The organism is Aeromicrobium sp. IC_218 (genome assembly GCF_004336805.1).
Classification (GTDB): domain Bacteria; phylum Actinomycetota; class Actinomycetes; order Propionibacteriales; family Nocardioidaceae; genus Aeromicrobium.
In genome coordinates, this window is sequence record NZ_SJXM01000015.1 from 1 (window position 1) to 15,723 (window position 15,723).

Sequence of the window (15,723 nt, forward strand, 5' to 3'; positions counted from 1 at the left end):
CCTGCGGGCCGTCGCGGTCGACCCGGAGCCGTCCGCGGACGCGCTGCTGAACCGGGTCGCGCGCGGCGACGAGAAGGCGTTCGCGGCGCTGTACGACGAGCTCGCCCCCGCGGTGCTCGGCCTCGTGCGCCGCGTCCTGCGCGACCCCGCCCGCTCCGAGGAGGTGGCCCAGGAGGTCTTCCTGCAGGTGTGGCAGCGCGCCCACCGCTTCGACGCCGACCGCGGCCGCGCCCGCACCTGGGTGCTCACCCTCGCGCACCGCCGCGCCGTCGACGCCGTGCGTCACGACCAGGCCGCGGCCGACCGCGACAAGCGCTACGACTGGACCGGCGGCCCCGAGCACGACGAGGTCGTCGAGGAGGTGACGACGCGCCTGGAGCACGAGCAGGTGCGTCGCTGCCTGGGCTCGCTCACCGACCTGCAGCGCGAGGCCGTGAACCTGGCCTACTACCGCGGCTACACCTACGCCGAGGTCGCGTCCCTGCTCGAGGCCAACCCGGCCACCGTCAAGACCCGCATGCGCGACGGACTCATCCGCCTGCGCGACTGCCTGGGGGTGCCCGCATGACCATCGACCCGCACCTGCTGAGCGGCGCCTACGCGCTCGACGCCCTGGACGACGACGAGCGCCGCGCCTTCGAGCAGCACCTGGCCGAGTGCCCCGACTGCGCCGAGGAGGTCCGCGGCTTCGAGGCGACCGCCGCGCGGCTGGGCGACGCGGCGTCCGTCCCCGTGCCCGACCACCTGCGCGCCGCCGTGCTCGACCAGGTCCGCCGGACGCCGCAGGAGCGTCCGGTCGTCGTGCCGATGCGGCGCCGCCGGCGCCTGGCCGGCTCGCTGGCCGCGGCGGCCGTCGCCGCCGCCGTGCTGGGCGGCGTGACGGTCTACGCCGTCGACCAGCACCAGGAGGCCGAGCAGCTCCGCGTCCACCAGTCCGAGGTGAACCGCGTGCTGGCCGCTCCGGACGCCGAGCTCGCGACCACCGAGGCGCGCGGCGGCGGCACCGTCAAGGTGGTGGTGTCGGCCGAGGCCGACCGCGCCGTGATGGTGCTCGCCGACCTGCCCGAGCTCGGCGACGACCAGGACTACCAGATGTGGACCCAGGTCGGCGACGAGATGGTGAGCGCCGGCGTCGTGCCGCGCGACGAGCAGGGCGCCGTCGGCACCCACGTGATGGACGACGTCGACCAGGTCTCGGCCGTCGCCCTCACGGTCGAGCCGGCCGGCGGCTCCGACGGTCCGTCGTCCGATCCGATCGCCCTGGTGGAGACGCCGCGCGCCTAGACGTGCTGGGTCAGGAGCTCGCGGAAGAACACGATGCCGCGCTCCAGGCTGTCGACGCGCAGGTGCTCGTCGGCGGCGTGGATCGCGTCGCGCTGCTCGCGGGTCATGTCGAACGGGCTGAACCGGTAGACCGCGTCGCTGATCCGCGTGAAGTGCCGGCTGTCGGTGCCGCCGGTCTGGACGTACGGCACCGGCGCGGCCCCGTCGAGCTCCTCGACGATGACGTCGCTGAGCAGGGCGAACGCCTCGTTGTCCGTGCGCGAGACCGGTGGCGGGTTGGCGCCCCGGGCCGAGGCGATCTCAACGTCGAGGCCCTCGAGAAGCGACGTGAGCCGCTCGGTGAGCTGCTCGATGGTGTCCCCGACCGCGAGCCGGACGTTGACCGTGGCGCGGGCCTCCTGCGCGAGCACGTTCGAGGCCGGGCTGCCGGACAGTCGCGTCACCGCCATGGTCGTGCGGGCGATCGCGTTCGTCTCGGGTCCGAGCCGGCTCAGCAGCATCGCCATGGGCCGGTTGACCTTGTCGGCGCGGCGCAGCACGGCGCCCACCGGCGCCGGGGTCAGGTCGGCCAGGTGGCGCATCATCTCGACCACCGGCTCGCTCAACCGGGCGGGCGCCGGGTTCTCCTCGAGCCGGACGATGGCGCGGGCGAGCCGTGCGGTGGCCCCGTCGCGCGGCGGCGTGGAGGCGTGGCCGCCAGCACCGCGGGCGACCAGCTCGACGTCGACCGTGCCCTTCTCGACGATGGCGATCATCGCGGTCGGGCCCTTGACCATGGGGAACGCGCCCTCGACGACCGCCCCGCCCTCGTCGTTGACCAGCCACGGCCGGACTCCCGCGGCCTCGAGGTGGTCGACGACGCGGCCGGCCCCGTCGCCGAAGACCTCCTCGTCGTCGCCGAAGGACAGGTAGACGTCGTGCTCCAGGATCACGCGGTCGGCGAGCATCCGCTCGACCGCCTCGGCCACGGCGACCAGGTGGCCCTTGTCGTCCAGCGCCCCGCGGCCCCACACCGCACCGTCGACGACGGCGCCGTCGAACGGGTCCCGTCGCCACTGCTCGGCCGGCGCCGGCACGACGTCGTAGTGGGCCATGAGGACGATCGGCTTCTCCGCCGACCGGCCGGGCCAGCGGAACAGCATCGAGCCGCCGATCATCGTCAGCTCGAGCCGCTCGTGCAGCAGCGGGTACAGCCGGGCGAACGTCTCACGGAAGCGGACGAACTCGGCCTCGTCGCGCTCGTCGGCGGCCGAGACGGTGCGGCACGAGATCAGCTCGGCCAGGTTCGCCGCGGCGTCGCGCTCGCTCATCGGCGGACCTCCGTGAGGGTCGAACGGTACGGACGTCCGCCGACCGCGGTGCTGGACCGTCGCTCGCTGCGCTCGCTCATCGGAGCACCTCCGTCACCGCGGCGGCGTCCGGGTCGGCGAAGGCCAGCCGCGGGACGAACAGCAGCAGCACCGTGGCCACCACCGCGGTGGCCGAGCACACGATCCACACGGTGTAGTAGCCCGACAGCGACCCGGCGGTGTGGTCGGACGCGACCGTGCCGGCCTCGACGGCCAGGGCGACGCCGAAGACGCACGAGGCGAACGAGCCGCCCACGGTCTTGGCGGTGTTGGTCAGGCCGGTGGCGACGCCGGTGCGTCCCTCGGGCGCGGCGGCCGCGGCGGTCGCGGGCAGCGCGGCGACCAGCGCCCCGGACCCGAGGCCCGCGACGACGATGCAGGCCAGCACCTGCGCGACGGAGTCGTGCAGCGGCACCAGCGCGGCGTAGCCGACGGCGACCAGGCCGGTGGCGCCGATGAGGCAGGCCCGCGGCGCGATCGCCTGCGACACCCGCCCGAACAGCAGCGCGCCGACGAGCAGCGAGAGCACGTAGCCGCCGATGATCGGGGCCACGCTGGACGAGTCCAGGCCGAGCCCGAACCCGTACTCGTCCGGATCGGTCTGCGCGAAGGTCGACAGCGGGATCTGCGCGCCGAGCACGCTCACGCCGAACAGCAGCGCGGTCGCCTGCACGGGCCACATCGCCGGCTGGCGCATGACCCGCAGGTCGATGAGCGGGTCGGCGGTGCGCAGCTCGTGCCGCGCGAACGGCACCAGCACCGCCAGGCCGGCGGCCATCGTCAGCCACGGCCACGGCGATCCCGCGCCGACCAGGCGGACGAGCGACAGCCCGCCGGTCACGGCGAGCAGGCTGACGCTGACCAGCGCGAGCCCGACGCCGTCCAGCACGCCCTCGGCCCGCTCGTGGTCGCTCTCGACGTAGCGGTGCACGACCACCACGACGGCGGTGGTGAGCACGGCCGGGACGGCCAGCACGATCCACAGCGAGTCGGTCAGGCCGGTGAAGACACCGGCGCTCAGGGCGCCGGCGATGGCCCCGGCCTCGAGCGCGGCGACGATGACGCCGGTCGCCCGGCGGGTGGCCGCCGCCCGGTCGGGCAGGCCGATGCTGCGCCGGTAGATGAGCGCGACCTCGAGCGGGAGCCAGACGGTGAAGACGCCCTGGAGCGCCCAGAAGACGAGGTAGGCCGGGAAGCTCGACGACAGCGCGATGCCCCAGGTGGCGACCGCCGTGACGACGGCCGCGACGAGCAGCAGGCGCTGGTGCCCGACCAGGTCGCCCAGCTTCGACAGCGCCGGCACGACCAGCGCGGAGACCAGCAGCTGCGCGGCCTCCAGCCAGTTGATGTCGGCGTCGCTGACGTCGAGGTGGCGGGCCACGTCGGTCGCCAGTGGCGTGTAGTAGCCCTGCAGGAAGCCGCTGACCAGCTCCACGAACACCAGGGCCCCCACCAGCCCGGCGCCGACGGAGCCCACGCGGCGGGCGCGCGGGGCGGTCGTCTTGTCGTCGCTCACCGGCGCAGCGTATGCCCTGGACGGGGCGACGCGGGGCGGTTCGCCCGGACGTCCGAGGGACGCTCCCAGCGCTCAGGTCGGGGCTCGTCCGGCCGATGGGAACGGATCGACGGGTGGTCCCATCCGTCACTCCCGTCCCAACTCTCGATTCCAGGTTGAGATTTTTCGTGTACTCTCACGGCGTGTCGCGACCCCGTCTTGCCGCCCTGGTGCTAGGTGCCGTGCTGGCCGCCCTGCTCCCTGCCGCGCCCAGCAGCGCGGCCTCCGCGAGCGCCACCCTGTGCACCGGGGTGGAGGCGTGCCGCAAGGCCGGCTACTCCGACTTCGGGTACGGCACCGCGAACACCAAGATGTACTGGAACATGTTCAGCGGCGCGAACTGCACGAACTACGCCGCGTACCGCCTGATCACCAGCCAGGGCGTCACCAGCACCCGGCCGTGGTCGGGCAGCGGCAACGCCAAGAACTGGGGCGTCGCGATGTCGCAGTACCTGACGCAGACGCCGACGGTGGGCGCCATCGCCTGGTTCCCGTACAGCGGGTCGGCCGGCCACGTCGCCTACGTCGAGAAGGTCGGCACGAAGTCGATCATCATCTCCGAGTCCAGCTGGGGCGGCCCCATGCTGCGCTGGCGCCAGATCAACCGTGACGACTCCGGTCGCTGGCCCAGCGGCTTCCTGGTCATGAGCCTGCCGAACCTGGCCAAGCCGACGGTGTCGGGCACGGTCAAGGTGGGCGCGACGCTGAACGCGTCCACCATCACCCCCGCGCCGAAGGTCGCCGCCGACTCGATCACCTACCGCTGGCAGGCGGACGGCAAGTCGATCTCCGGCGCCGGCACGCAGTCGTTCAAGCCGACCCAGGAGCAGCTGGACAAGTCCCTGTCCGTCCGCGTCGTCGTCAAGCGCGGCACCCTCGAGACGTCCACGCTCTACTCCGCCGCCAGCCGGGTCCTGCCCGGCAGCCTGGCCACCACGGTCCGCCCCGCCCTGTCCGGCACCGCGCGCGTCGACCAGGTCGTCCGCGCCACCAGCGGCACCTGGAACGTCCCCGGCACGACCTTCCGCTACCAGTGGATGGCCGACGGGAAGCCGATCCCCGGCGCCACGTCGGCGACGCTGACCGTCCCCGGCTCGGCCGCGGGCAAGAAGCTCACGGTGGCCGTGTCGGCCAGCCGAGCGGCCTACAGCACCACCACCGTCTCGTCGGTCGCCGTCGCCGTCCCGTTCGGCACCCTGACGGTCAAGCGTCCCGCCACGGTCAAGGGCGGCGGCGCGGTCGGCGCGACCGCGACGGCCGACGCCGCGTTCTCGCGCGACGACGTCACCGTCCGCTACGCCTGGACGCTCGACGGCGTGCCCGTCCCGGGCGCGACCGGACGCACGTACACGCCCCGGGCGCAGGACCGCGGCAAGCGGCTCGCCGTCGTCACCACGGCCTCACGCAGCGGCTACGTCGACGTCTCGTCCACGTCCGTGGCCGGGTCGGCGATCGTGAACGGCACCATGCGCCGCACCGCCCCGACGCTGCGCGGCACGCCCGCGGTGGGCCGCGACCTGGCCGTCAACGGCCTGTCGTGGGCGCCGGGTGCGCGCTACCAGTACCGCTGGCTCGCCGACGGACGCGTCGTGAGCGGCGCGACGGGCGCGCGCCTGACGCTGACCCCGCAGCTGCGCGGCAAGCGCATCTCGGTGCAGGTGACGGGCACCGCGTCCGGGTACGACGCCGCCACCGCGACCTCGGCGGCCACCGTCCGGGTGGCCAACGGCACGATCAGCGCCTCGGTGACGGTCAAGGGCACCGCGAAGGTGCGCGGCAAGCTCAAGGCGACCGTGGCGGTCAAGCGCCCGACCACCGGGCAGCGCACGGTCCGCTACCAGTGGCTGCGCGACGGCCGCTCGATCAAGGGTGCGACGAGCTCGACGTACCGCCTCGCGACGGCGGACCGCGGCCACCGGGTGTCGGTGAAGGTCACGGTCGGCTCGTCGGGCTACACGACCAAGCGGATCACCAGCCGGCGCACCGGCACCGTCCGCTGAGCCGGGCGGGCACGACGCCCGCCGGACGCGACCGCGCCCGCCGTCCCCTCGGGGCGGCGGGCGCGGTACGTCGGTCGCGGGACGCGCCGGTCAGTCGCCGGCGTACGGGGCGCCGAGCGCCTCGAGCGCGGCACGGCCGCCGTCGGGGGCGGTCAGCACCCACAGCCCGTCCGCAGTGACGGCGACGCTGTGCTCGAAGTGGGCGGCCCACGACCCGTCCAGGCTGACGACCGTCCAGTCGTCCTCGAGCGTGCGGGTCTGCGACGTGCCGAGGGTGATCATCGGCTCGACCGCGACGGCCATGCCGGCCTTCAGCCGCGCACCCTTGCCCGGGCGACCGACGTTCGGGACGTCCGGCGGCTGGTGCATGGCCGTGCCGATGCCGTGGCCGGTGTACCCGGTGACGATGCCGTACTCGCCCTGGGCGGCGACGTAGGTCTGCACGGCGTGGCCGACGTCGCCGACCCGTCCGCCGTCGCGCAGGGCCGCGATGCCGTGCCACATGGCCTGCTCGGTGACGTCCAGCAGCCCCTGCACACGGTCGGGGGCCTCCCCCACCGCGACGGTGATCGCGGAGTCGCCGTGCCAGCCGTCGACGACGGCGCCGCAGTCGATCGAGACGACGTCGCCCGCGGCGATCACGCGGTCACCGGGGATGCCGTGGACGACCTCGTCGTTGACCGACGTGCAGATGACGGCCGGGAAGCCGTGGTAGCCCAGGAAGTTCGACGTCGCGCCCAGCTCGGCGATCGCGTCACGCGCGATCGCGTCGAGGTCGGCGGTCGTCATGCCGGCGGCGACCTGCTCGCGCAGGCGGGCCAGCGTGTGGGCGACGACCAGGCCGGCCTCGCGCATGACGCGCAGCTGGGCCGGGGTCTTGAGCTCGATCCCGCGGTCGAACAGCACGGAGCTCAGCGGTCGAGGGCGGCGTGGATGCGCCCAGCGACCTCGTCGACCGAGCCGATGCCGTCGACCTCGCGCAGCAGGCCGCGCTCGGCGTAGACGGCGAGCAGCGGGGACGTCTCCTTGGCGTAGACGTCCTGGCGGTGCCGGATGACGTCCTCGGTGTCGTCGGAGCGGCCGCTGTCCTGCGCGCGCTTCAGCAGGCGGGCGATGAGCTCCTCGGGGTCGACCTTGAGCGACAGTACGGCGTCCAGGCTCGTGCCCAGCTCGTCGAGGATCGCGTCGAGCGTCGCGACCTGGTCGGTCGTGCGCGGGTAGCCGTCGAGGATGAACCCGGCCTGCGCGTCCGGCTGCGCGAGCCGGTCCTTCACCATGGCGTTGGTGACCTCGTCGGGCACGTACTCGCCGGCGTCCATGTACCGCTGGGCCGTGCGGCCCAGCTCGGTCTGCTGCGAGACGTTCGCCCGGAAGATGTCACCGGTCGAGATGTGGGCCGCCCCCAGGCGCTCGGCGAGCTGCACGGCCTGGGTGCCCTTGCCCGCACCGGGCGGGCCCATGATGAGGAGTCGCATTAACGCAGGAACCCTTCGTAGTTGCGCTGCTGGAGCTGGCTCTCGATCTGCTTCACGGTGTCCAGGCCGACGCCGACGATGATGAGGATCGTCGTGCCGCCGAACGGGAAGTTCTGGCTTGCGCCGAGGACCGCGACCGCGATCATCGGGATCAGCGAGATGAGCGCCAGGTACGTCGCGCCGGGAGCCGTGATGCGGCTCAGGACGTAGCCGAGGTACTCCTGCGTCGGGCGGCCCGCGCGGATGCCCGGGATGAAGCCGCCGTACTTCTTCATGTTGTCGGCGATCTCCTCCGGGTTGAAGGTGATCGACACGTAGAAGTAGGCGAAGAAGATGATGAGCAGGACGAACACCGTCATGTAGAGCGGGTGGTCGCCCTTGACGAAGTTGTCGTTGATCCACTGCGCCCAGGGCTTGTCCTGGTTGAACTGCGCGGCCAGGGCCGGGAGGTACATGAGGCTCGAGGCGAAGATGACCGGGATGATGCCGGCCTGGTTGACCTTGAGCGGGATGTAGGTGGACGAGCCGCCGAACATGCGGCGTCCGACCATGCGCTTGGCGTACTGCACCGGGATGCGGCGCTGGGCCTGCTCGATGAAGATGACGCCGGCGACGACGACGAGGCCGACCAGGCAGACGATCGAGAAGGTCGTCCAGCCGTTCTGCTGCTTGATCTGCCACATGGCGCCGGGGAACGTGGCGACGACCTGCGTGAAGATCAGCAGCGACATGCCGTTGCCGACGCCGCGGTCGGTGATGAGCTCGCCGAACCACATGATCACCGACGTGCCGGCGACCATCACCAGGACGATGAGCAGGAAGGACAGCACGCTGTCCTGGTTGTAGAGCAGGGCGCCGCAGTCGATGCCGCCGAAGAGCTGGCCGCTGCGGGCGAGCGCCACGATGCCGGTGGCCTGCAGCACGGCCAGACCGAGGGTCAGGTAGCGCGTGTACTGCGTGATCTTGGCCTGGCCGGACTGGCCCTCCTTCTTCAGCGCCTCCAGTCGCGGGATGACCACGACGAGCAGCTGAAGGATGATGCTGGCGGTGATGTAGGGCATGATGCCCAGCGCGAACACCGTCAGCTGGAGCAGTGCTCCGCCGGAGAAGACGTTGATCAGCGCGAACAGGCTGCTGTTGTCACCGGACGACGCGAGGTCGACGCAGCGCTGCACGTTCGGCACGTTGATGCCGGGTGCGGGCACGGTCGAGCCCAGTCGGAAGAGCACCAGGATGCCCAGGACGAACAGCATCTTGCGACGCAGCTCGGGCGTCTTGAACGCGTTAGCGAAGGCGCTGAGCACGACGTTCCTCCTCGAGTGCCCGGGGTCTCCCCGGGCGGCCATGGATGGGCGGGCGGCAGACCCGCCTCGCAGACTCTAACAAGACACAAAATCCGCCGGGACTCCCGTGGGGTCCCGGCGGATCCTGTGACGGACTCACACCTCGGTGGTGCTGCCTCCGGCGGCTTCGATCTTGTCCTTGGCCGAGGCCGAGAACTTGTGCGCGGTGACCTGGACCTTGACGGTCAGGTCGCCCTGGCCGAGCACCTTGACCTTGTGGCCCTTGCGCACGGCGCCCGCACCCACGAGGGCGTCGACGTCGATCGCGCCGCCCTCGGGGAAGAGCTCGGAGATGCGGTCCAGGTTCACGACCTGGTACTCCTCGCGGAAGGGGTTCTTGAAGCCCTTCAGCTTGGGGAGACGCATGTGGATCGGGACCTGGCCGCCCTCGAAGCCGACCGGCACCTGGTAGCGGGCACCGGTGCCCTTGGTGCCACGGCCGGCGGTCTTGCCCTTGGAGCCTTCACCGCGACCCACACGGGTCTTCGCGGTCTTGGCGCCGGGGGCAGGACGCAGGTGGTGAAGCTTGAGCGTCATGTCAGTCGACCTCCTCGACGGTGACGAGGTGCGGGATGGTGTTGATCATCCCGCGGATCTCGGGGCGGTCCTCGACGACGCTGATGTCGCCGATGCGCTTGAGGCCCAGCGAACGCAGCGTGTGGCGCTGGTTCTGCTGGCGACCGATGCCCGACTTGACCTGGGTGACCTGCAGCTTGGTCATCAGACCGTCACCTCCGCCGGAGCCGAGGGCTCCTTGCCGGCCTTGAGCAGGGCCGCCGGGGCGACCTGCTCGACCTCGAGGCCACGGCGCGCGGCCACGGACTCGGGGGACTCGAGCGAACGCAGCGCCTCGACCGTCGCGTGGACGATGTTGATCGCGTTCGACGAGCCGAGCGACTTGCTCAGGATGTCGTGGACGCCAGCGGCCTCCAGCACGGCGCGCACCGGACCACCGGCGATGACGCCGGTACCGGGCGAGGCCGGACGCAGGAAGACGACGCCGGCCGCCTTCTCGCCCTGGACCGGGTGCGGGATGGTGCCCTGGATGCGGGGGACGCGGAAGAAGCTCTTCTTCGCCTCCTCGACACCCTTGGCGATGGCCGTGGGGACTTCCTTGGCCTTGCCGTAGCCGACACCGACCATGCCGTCACCGTCACCGACGATCACGAGGGCGGTGAAGCTGAAGCGACGTCCACCCTTCACGACCTTGGCGACACGGTTGATCGTGACGACCTTCTCGATGTAGTTGGACTTCTCGGCGTTGCGGTCTCCGCCGCGTCCGCCGCGGCGATCGCCGCCGCCTCGACGCTGGGTTCCGCTCATGAGGCACTCCTCTTGTCAGTCATGTTCGTGCAGCCGGTCATCAGAACGTCAGCCCCTTCTCGCGCGCGCCGTCAGCCAGCGCGGCGACACGGCCGGCGTACTTGTTGCCGGCGCGGTCGAAGACGACCGTGTCGATGCCGGCGGCCTTCGCACGGTCGGCGACGAGCTCGCCGACCTTGCGCGCCTTGGCGGACTTGTCGCCCTCGAACGAACGCAGGTCCGACTCCATCGTCGAGGCCGACGCGAGCGTGCGGCCCTCCAGGTCGTTGACGACCTGAGCGACGATGTGCTTGCTCGAGCGGGTGACGACCAGGCGCGGACGCTCGGCCGAGCCGCTGAGCTTCTTGCGGCCGCGGATCTGACGACGCAGGCGCGACGCGGTGCGGCCCTTGACGGTCTTGTTGTGCTTGATGGAGATCGCCATGGTTACTTACCAGCCTTTCCGGCCTTGCGCAGGACACGCTCGCCGGCGTACCGGACACCCTTGCCCTTGTACGGCTCGGGCTTGCGCAGCTTGCGGATGTTCGCCGCGACCTCGCCGACCTTCTGCTTGTCGATGCCGAGGACCGCGAACTTCGTGGCCGACTCGACGGTGAAGGTGATGCCCTCGGGCGCCTCGATCGGGACCGAGTGGCTGAAACCGAGGTTCAGCTCGATCGCGGACGGGCCCTTGGCCAGCACGCGGTAGCCGACGCCGACGATCTCGAGCTTCTTCTCGTAGCCGTCGGTGACGCCCACGATCATGTTGTTGACGAGGGTGCGCGACAGGCCGTGGAGGGCCTTGCTACGACGCTCGTCGTTCGGGCGCTCGACGAGCAGCGATCCGTCCTCGCTCTTGGCGACGGTGATCGGCTCGGCGACCGAGTGCGAGAGCTCGCCCTTCGGACCCTTGACGGTGACGTCCTGGCCGTCGATCGTCACGGTGACGTTCGCGGGCACGGGAACGGGGATCTTGCCAATGCGCGACATGAAACGTCCCCTCTCACCAGACGTAGGCGAGGACTTCTCCGCCTACACCCTTGCTGTTGGCCTCACGGTCGGTGAGCAGTCCCTGGGACGTGGAGATGATCGCCACGCCGAGACCGCCCAGGACCTTGGGCAGGTTGTTGGACTTCGCGTACACGCGCAGGCCCGGCTTGCTGATGCGGCGGATGCCGGCGATCGAGCGCTCGCGGTGCTTGCCGTACTTCAGCGTGATGGTGAGCGACTTGCCCACCTCGCCCTCGCTGGGCTCCTTCACCGAGAAGTCGGTGATGTAGCCCTCGCGCTTCAGGATCTCGGCGACGCCGGCCTTCAGCTTCGAGAACGGCATGGTCACGGAGTCGTGGTACGCCTGGTTGCCGTTGCGCACACGCGTGAGCATGTCCGCGATCGGGTCCGTCATTGTCATTGCTGTGTTTCCGTTCCTGCCGCGGTTTCACATCCCGTCCCAGCCGCCGGAGCGGACGGTGTGGGAGGACCTACGGCATCAGAGGTGAATTACCAGGAGCTCTTGGTGATGCCCGGGAGCTCGCCGCGGTGCGCCATCTCGCGAAGGCAGATGCGGCAGAGGCCGAACTTGCGGAAGACCGCACGCGGACGACCGCAGCGCTGGCAGCGGGTGTACTCGCGCACCGCGAACTTCTGCTTGCGGGCCTGCTTGACCCGGAGGGCAGTCTTCGCCATGTCAGTTCTCCTTGTAGGGGAAGCCGAGGAGCTTGAGGAGCGCGCGCCCCTCCTCGTCGGTGGTCGCCGTCGTGACGATGGTGATGTCCATGCCGCGCTGACGATCGACCTTGTCCTGATCGATCTCGTGGAACATGACCTGCTCCGTGAGACCGAACGTGTAGTTGCCCCGGCCGTCGAACTGCTTCGGCGACAGGCCGCGGAAGTCGCGGATGCGCGGGAGCGCCAGCGTCAGCAGGCGGTCCAGGAACTCCCACATGCGGTCGCCGCGCAGCGTGACGTGCGCGCCGATCGGCATGCCCTCGCGCAGCTTGAACTGCGCGATGGACTTGCGGGCCTTGGTGACCTGCGGCTTCTGGCCGGTGATCGCGGTGAGGTCGCGCACGGCGCCCTCGATCAGCTTGCCGTCCTTGGCCGCGTCGCCGACACCCATGTTGACGACGATCTTGGTCAGGCCGGGGACCTGCATGACGTTCTTGATCTCGAGCTGGTCACGCAGCGCGGGGAGGATCTCCTCGCGGTAGCGGGCCTTGAGACGAGGGATCTCGGTCGTGGTCGCCATGCTCAGATCTCCTTTCCGGTCTTCTTGGCGATGCGCACGGAGCGCTGGGCCTCGTACGTGGAGCCGTCGGGGCGACGCTTGGTGACGTCGTCGCGGCGGTAGCCGACGCGCGACGTCGTCTTGCCGTCGTCGCCGTCGACCAGCAGCTGCACGTTCGAGACGTGGATCGACGCCTCGGCGGTGATGATGCCGCCCGTGGTGCCGGCGCCGGGCTGGCCGGCCTTGGTGTGCTTCTTGACGCGGTTGACGCCCTCGACGACGACGCGCTGCGCGTCGGTCAGGACCTCGATGACCTTGCCCTCGACACCCTTGTCCTTGCCGGCGATGACCTTGACCTGGTCACCCTTCTTGATGGACAGAGCCATCTCAGAGCACCTCCGGAGCGAGCGAGATGATGCGCATGAACTTCTTGTCGCGAAGCTCACGGCCGACCGGGCCGAAGATGCGCGTGCCGCGCGGGTCTCCGTCGGCCTTCAGGATGACGGCCGCGTTCTCGTCGAACTTGATGTAGGAACCGTCGGGACGACGGCGCTCCTTCACGGTCCGGACGATGACGGCCTTGACGACATCACCCTTCTTGACGTTTCCGCCGGGGATGGCGTCCTTGACGGTGGCGACGATCGTGTCACCGATGCCGGCGTAGCGCCGGCCGGAGCCGCCGAGCACACGGATGCAGAGGATCTCCTTCGCACCGGTGTTGTCGGCGACCTTGAGTCGCGACTCCTGCTGAATCATCGATCGTCTCCTACTTGGCCTTCTCGAGGACCTCGACGACGCGCCAGCGCTTGGTCGCCGACAGCGGTCGCGTCTCCATGATGCGGACGCGGTCGCCGACGCCGGCGGCGTTGGTCTCGTCGTGGGCCTTGAGCTTGGTGTTACGGCGCTGGACCTTGCCGTAGAGGGCGTGCTTGACGTGGTCCTCGACGTTCACGACGACGGTCTTGTCCATCTTGTCGCTGACGACCAGGCCCTCACGGACCTTGCGGGCGCTCCGCTCGTTCACGGCATCTTCCTTCTTGTTCGCGCTCATGCCGAGACCTCGTTGTCCTCGACGATGCCCAGCTCGCGCTCGCGCAGGACCGTGTAGATCCGGGCGATGTCCTTGCGGACGGTGCGCAGGCGGGCGTTGTTCTCGAGCTGACCGGTCGCGTTCTGGAAGCGGAGGTTGAACAGCTCCTCCTTCGCCTCGCGCAGCTTCTCGGCCAGGTCGTCGGCCGACAGGCCACGCAGGTCGGCGGCGGTGGTGGCGTTCGCCATCACTGATCACCCTCTCGCGTGATGAATCGGGCCTTCATGGGCAGCTTGTGGATCGCGCGGCGCATCGCCTCGCGGGCCACGTCCTCCGGGACGCCGGACAGCTCGAACATGACGCGTCCGGGCTTGACGTTGGCGACCCACCACTCGGGCGAGCCCTTGCCCGAGCCCATGCGGGTCTCGGCGGGCTTCTTGGTCAGGGGACGGTCGGGGTAGATGTTGATCCACACCTTGCCGCCACGCTTGATGTGACGCGTCATGGCGATACGAGCGGACTCGATCTGTCGGTTGGTCACGTAGTGACCCTCGACGGCCTGGATGCCGTACTCGCCGAACGCCAGCTGCGTGCCACCCTTGGCCATTCCACGGCGCTTCGGGTGGTGCTGCTTGCGGTACTTGACCCTGCGGGGAATCAGCATCAGCTGGCCTCTCCACTCGGCGCCGCAGCGGCCTCGGCCGCGGGCGCAGCCTCGGTGGCCTGCGCGTCGCGAGCGGGACGCTCGGGACGACGACCACCACGGGCGGGACGGCGACCACCGGGGGCCGCGGCGCGCTTGGCGGCCTCGGCCTCGCGCTCGGCGCGGGTGCCGGCGACCTCGCCCTTGTAGATCCAGACCTTCACGCCGATGCGGCCGAAGGTCGTCTTGGCCTCGTAGAAGCCGTAGTCGACGTCCGCACGCAGGGTGTGCAGCGGCACGCGTCCCTCGCGGTAGAACTCCGAGCGGCTCATCTCGGCGCCGCCGAGACGGCCCGAGCACTGGATGCGGATGCCCTTGGCGCCCGAGCGCATGGTCGACTGCATCGCCTTGCGCATGGCGCGACGGAACTGCACACGACCGGAGAGCTGCTCGGCGACGCCCTGGGCGACCAGCTGCGCGTCCATCTCCGAGTTCTTGACCTCGAGGATGTTCAGCTGCACCTGCTTGCCGGTGAGCTTCTCCAGGTCGCCGCGGATGCGGTCGGCCTCGGCGCCACGGCGGCCGATGACGATGCCCGGACGCGCGGTGTGGATGTCGACGCGGACACGCTCACGCGTGCGCTCGATCTCCACGCGGCTGATGCCGGCGCGATCCATGCCCTTGGTCAGCAGCTTGCGGATCTTGACGTCCTCGCCGACGTAGCTGCTGTACAGCTTGTCCGCGTACCAGCGGCTCTTGTGGTCGGTCGAGATGCCCAGTCGGAAGCCGTGCGGGTTGATCTTCTGTCCCACTAGCGGTTCCCACCCTTCTTGTTCGTGTCGTCCGCAGGCTGCACGACCACGGTGATGTGGCTGGTGCGCTTGAGGATGCGGTTGGCAGCGCCCTTGGCGCGCGGCCGCCAACGCTTCATGGTCGGGCCCTCGTCGACGAGGACCTTGCTCACGACGAGGTTGGCGCGGTCGAGCTCCTCGGTGCTGGTCGCGTTGGCCACGGCCGACGCGACGAGCTTGTAGAAGACCTCGGAGGCGGCCTGCGGCGCGAACTGCAGGGTCGCCAGGGCGCTGTCGACGTCGGCGCCGCGCACGAGCGCGGCCACACGGCGGGCCTTCTGCGGGGTGACGCGCACGAAGCGCGCGACCGCGAAGGAGCCGGCCTCGTCACCGAGGAGGCTGTCCCGACGGGCGCTGGAGTTCTGACGGGTCGCGGCGGTCATCGGCGCTTCGCCTTCCGGTCGTCCTTCTCGTGGCCACGGAAGGTGCGCGTGGGCGCGAACTCTCCGAGCTTGTGGCCGACCATCGAGTCGGTGACGAAGACCGGGACGTGCTTCCGGCCGTCGTGCACGGCGATCGTGTGTCCGATGAAGGACGGCAGGATCATCGAGCGGCGCGACCAGGTCTTGATCACCTGGTGGGTTCCGGCCTCGTTCTGAGCGTCCACCTTCTTCTCGAGGTGGCCGTCGATGAACGGGCCCTTCTTCAAACTACGCGGCATGGG

The 15,723-nt window shown here is 70.5% G+C and carries 24 protein-coding genes; 3 read left to right on the top strand and 21 right to left on the bottom strand.

From position 1 onward, the window contains the following. Position 1 precedes the first annotated feature (1 nt). Positions 2-568 (top strand): ECF RNA polymerase sigma factor SigK, encoded by a 567-nt coding sequence (sigK, locus tag E0W78_RS14150; RefSeq protein WP_131404592.1) that lies wholly within the window; start codon positions 2-4, stop codon positions 566-568. After that, positions 565-1,284: an anti-sigma factor gene (locus tag E0W78_RS14155; RefSeq protein ID WP_131404645.1), complete on the top strand. Its 720-nt coding sequence runs from the start codon at positions 565-567 to the stop codon at positions 1,282-1,284. Before sigK ends, E0W78_RS14155 begins: the two co-directional genes overlap by 4 nt. Here E0W78_RS14155 and E0W78_RS14160 read toward each other — a convergent pair. Both E0W78_RS14160 and E0W78_RS14165 read right to left on the bottom strand, forming a co-directional pair. After that, entirely contained in the window at positions 1,281-2,594 is a 1,314-nt protein-coding gene (locus E0W78_RS14160) for a M20/M25/M40 family metallo-hydrolase (protein WP_131404593.1), read from the bottom strand. The two genes, E0W78_RS14155 and E0W78_RS14160, sit on opposite strands and share 4 nt — an antisense overlap. 76 nt (positions 2,595-2,670) lie before the next feature. Beyond that, complete coding sequence (locus E0W78_RS14165) at positions 2,671-4,149, bottom strand: MFS transporter (RefSeq protein ID WP_131404594.1); 1,479 nt, start codon at positions 4,147-4,149, stop codon at positions 2,671-2,673. Between the two features lie 182 nt (positions 4,150-4,331). Here E0W78_RS14165 and E0W78_RS14170 point away from each other — a divergent pair, with 182 nt between their 5' ends. Further along, a complete protein-coding gene (locus E0W78_RS14170) occupies positions 4,332-6,188 on the top strand; it encodes a CHAP domain-containing protein (protein ID WP_165570520.1) in 1,857 nt (618 codons plus the stop codon). Positions 6,189-6,278: 90 nt separating this feature from the next. On the opposite strand, the gene map is transcribed toward E0W78_RS14170, so the two are convergent. The 19 genes from map to rpsS all read right to left on the bottom strand — a co-directional run bounded on the left by map (position 6,279) and on the right by rpsS (position 15,720). Further along, positions 6,279-7,091 carry a type I methionyl aminopeptidase gene (gene map / locus E0W78_RS14175; RefSeq protein WP_131404646.1) on the bottom strand — a complete coding sequence of 271 codons (813 nt, stop codon included), beginning with the start codon at positions 7,089-7,091 and terminating at the stop codon, positions 6,279-6,281. An 8-nt stretch (positions 7,092-7,099) separates the two neighbouring features. Beyond that, positions 7,100-7,663 (bottom strand): adenylate kinase, encoded by a 564-nt coding sequence (locus tag E0W78_RS14180; RefSeq protein WP_131404596.1) that lies wholly within the window; start codon positions 7,661-7,663, stop codon positions 7,100-7,102. Then, the gene (gene secY, locus E0W78_RS14185; RefSeq protein ID WP_131404597.1) at positions 7,663-8,967 is read right to left on the bottom strand and encodes a preprotein translocase subunit SecY; all 1,305 of its coding nucleotides are present in this window, start codon (positions 8,965-8,967) and stop codon (positions 7,663-7,665) included. Before secY ends, E0W78_RS14180 begins: the two co-directional genes overlap by 1 nt. 135 nt (positions 8,968-9,102) lie before the next feature. Then, a complete protein-coding gene (gene rplO / locus E0W78_RS14190) occupies positions 9,103-9,543 on the bottom strand; it encodes a 50S ribosomal protein L15 (protein WP_131404598.1) in 441 nt (146 codons plus the stop codon). Between the two features lies 1 nt (position 9,544). Then, positions 9,545-9,727 carry a 50S ribosomal protein L30 gene (rpmD, locus tag E0W78_RS14195; RefSeq protein ID WP_019143628.1) on the bottom strand — a complete coding sequence of 61 codons (183 nt, stop codon included), beginning with the start codon at positions 9,725-9,727 and terminating at the stop codon, positions 9,545-9,547. Beyond that, positions 9,727-10,329, bottom strand: coding sequence for a 30S ribosomal protein S5 (gene rpsE, locus E0W78_RS14200; protein WP_131404599.1), 603 nt, complete (start codon positions 10,327-10,329; stop codon positions 9,727-9,729). Before rpsE ends, rpmD begins: the two co-directional genes overlap by 1 nt. A 40-nt stretch (positions 10,330-10,369) precedes the next feature. Further along, entirely contained in the window at positions 10,370-10,753 is a 384-nt protein-coding gene (rplR, locus tag E0W78_RS14205) for a 50S ribosomal protein L18 (RefSeq protein WP_131404600.1), read from the bottom strand. 2 nt (positions 10,754-10,755) lie between these two features. Next, positions 10,756-11,298 carry a 50S ribosomal protein L6 gene (gene rplF, locus E0W78_RS14210; protein ID WP_020691491.1) on the bottom strand — a complete coding sequence of 181 codons (543 nt, stop codon included), beginning with the start codon at positions 11,296-11,298 and terminating at the stop codon, positions 10,756-10,758. Between the two features lie 13 nt (positions 11,299-11,311). After that, entirely contained in the window at positions 11,312-11,719 is a 408-nt protein-coding gene (gene rpsH / locus E0W78_RS14215; protein WP_038951457.1) for a 30S ribosomal protein S8, read from the bottom strand. An 89-nt stretch (positions 11,720-11,808) separates the two neighbouring features. Beyond that, positions 11,809-11,994: a type Z 30S ribosomal protein S14 gene (locus tag E0W78_RS14220; RefSeq protein WP_019143633.1), complete on the bottom strand. Its 186-nt coding sequence runs from the start codon at positions 11,992-11,994 to the stop codon at positions 11,809-11,811. Between the two features lies 1 nt (position 11,995). After that, the gene (rplE, locus tag E0W78_RS14225; protein ID WP_019143634.1) at positions 11,996-12,556 is read right to left on the bottom strand and encodes a 50S ribosomal protein L5; all 561 of its coding nucleotides are present in this window, start codon (positions 12,554-12,556) and stop codon (positions 11,996-11,998) included. Positions 12,557-12,558: 2 nt separating this feature from the next. Beyond that, positions 12,559-12,921: a 50S ribosomal protein L24 gene (gene rplX / locus E0W78_RS14230; protein WP_242686363.1), complete on the bottom strand. Its 363-nt coding sequence runs from the start codon at positions 12,919-12,921 to the stop codon at positions 12,559-12,561. A 1-nt stretch (position 12,922) separates the two neighbouring features. After that, positions 12,923-13,291, bottom strand: coding sequence for a 50S ribosomal protein L14 (gene rplN, locus E0W78_RS14235; protein ID WP_019143636.1), 369 nt, complete (start codon positions 13,289-13,291; stop codon positions 12,923-12,925). Between the two features lie 10 nt (positions 13,292-13,301). Continuing rightward, positions 13,302-13,586 (bottom strand): 30S ribosomal protein S17, encoded by a 285-nt coding sequence (rpsQ, locus tag E0W78_RS14240; protein WP_020691490.1) that lies wholly within the window; start codon positions 13,584-13,586, stop codon positions 13,302-13,304. Beyond that, positions 13,583-13,813: a 50S ribosomal protein L29 gene (rpmC, locus tag E0W78_RS14245; protein ID WP_131404601.1), complete on the bottom strand. Its 231-nt coding sequence runs from the start codon at positions 13,811-13,813 to the stop codon at positions 13,583-13,585. Before rpmC ends, rpsQ begins: the two co-directional genes overlap by 4 nt. Next, positions 13,813-14,229, bottom strand: coding sequence for a 50S ribosomal protein L16 (rplP, locus tag E0W78_RS14250; RefSeq protein ID WP_019143639.1), 417 nt, complete (start codon positions 14,227-14,229; stop codon positions 13,813-13,815). Before rplP ends, rpmC begins: the two co-directional genes overlap by 1 nt. Next, complete coding sequence (rpsC, locus tag E0W78_RS14255) at positions 14,229-15,020, bottom strand: 30S ribosomal protein S3 (RefSeq protein ID WP_131404602.1); 792 nt, start codon at positions 15,018-15,020, stop codon at positions 14,229-14,231. The genes rplP and rpsC overlap by 1 nt, the downstream gene beginning before the upstream one ends. After that, positions 15,020-15,442 carry a 50S ribosomal protein L22 gene (gene rplV / locus E0W78_RS14260; protein WP_131404603.1) on the bottom strand — a complete coding sequence of 141 codons (423 nt, stop codon included), beginning with the start codon at positions 15,440-15,442 and terminating at the stop codon, positions 15,020-15,022. Before rplV ends, rpsC begins: the two co-directional genes overlap by 1 nt. Beyond that, entirely contained in the window at positions 15,439-15,720 is a 282-nt protein-coding gene (gene rpsS, locus E0W78_RS14265; RefSeq protein WP_038951459.1) for a 30S ribosomal protein S19, read from the bottom strand. Before rpsS ends, rplV begins: the two co-directional genes overlap by 4 nt. Positions 15,721-15,723 lie beyond the last annotated feature (3 nt).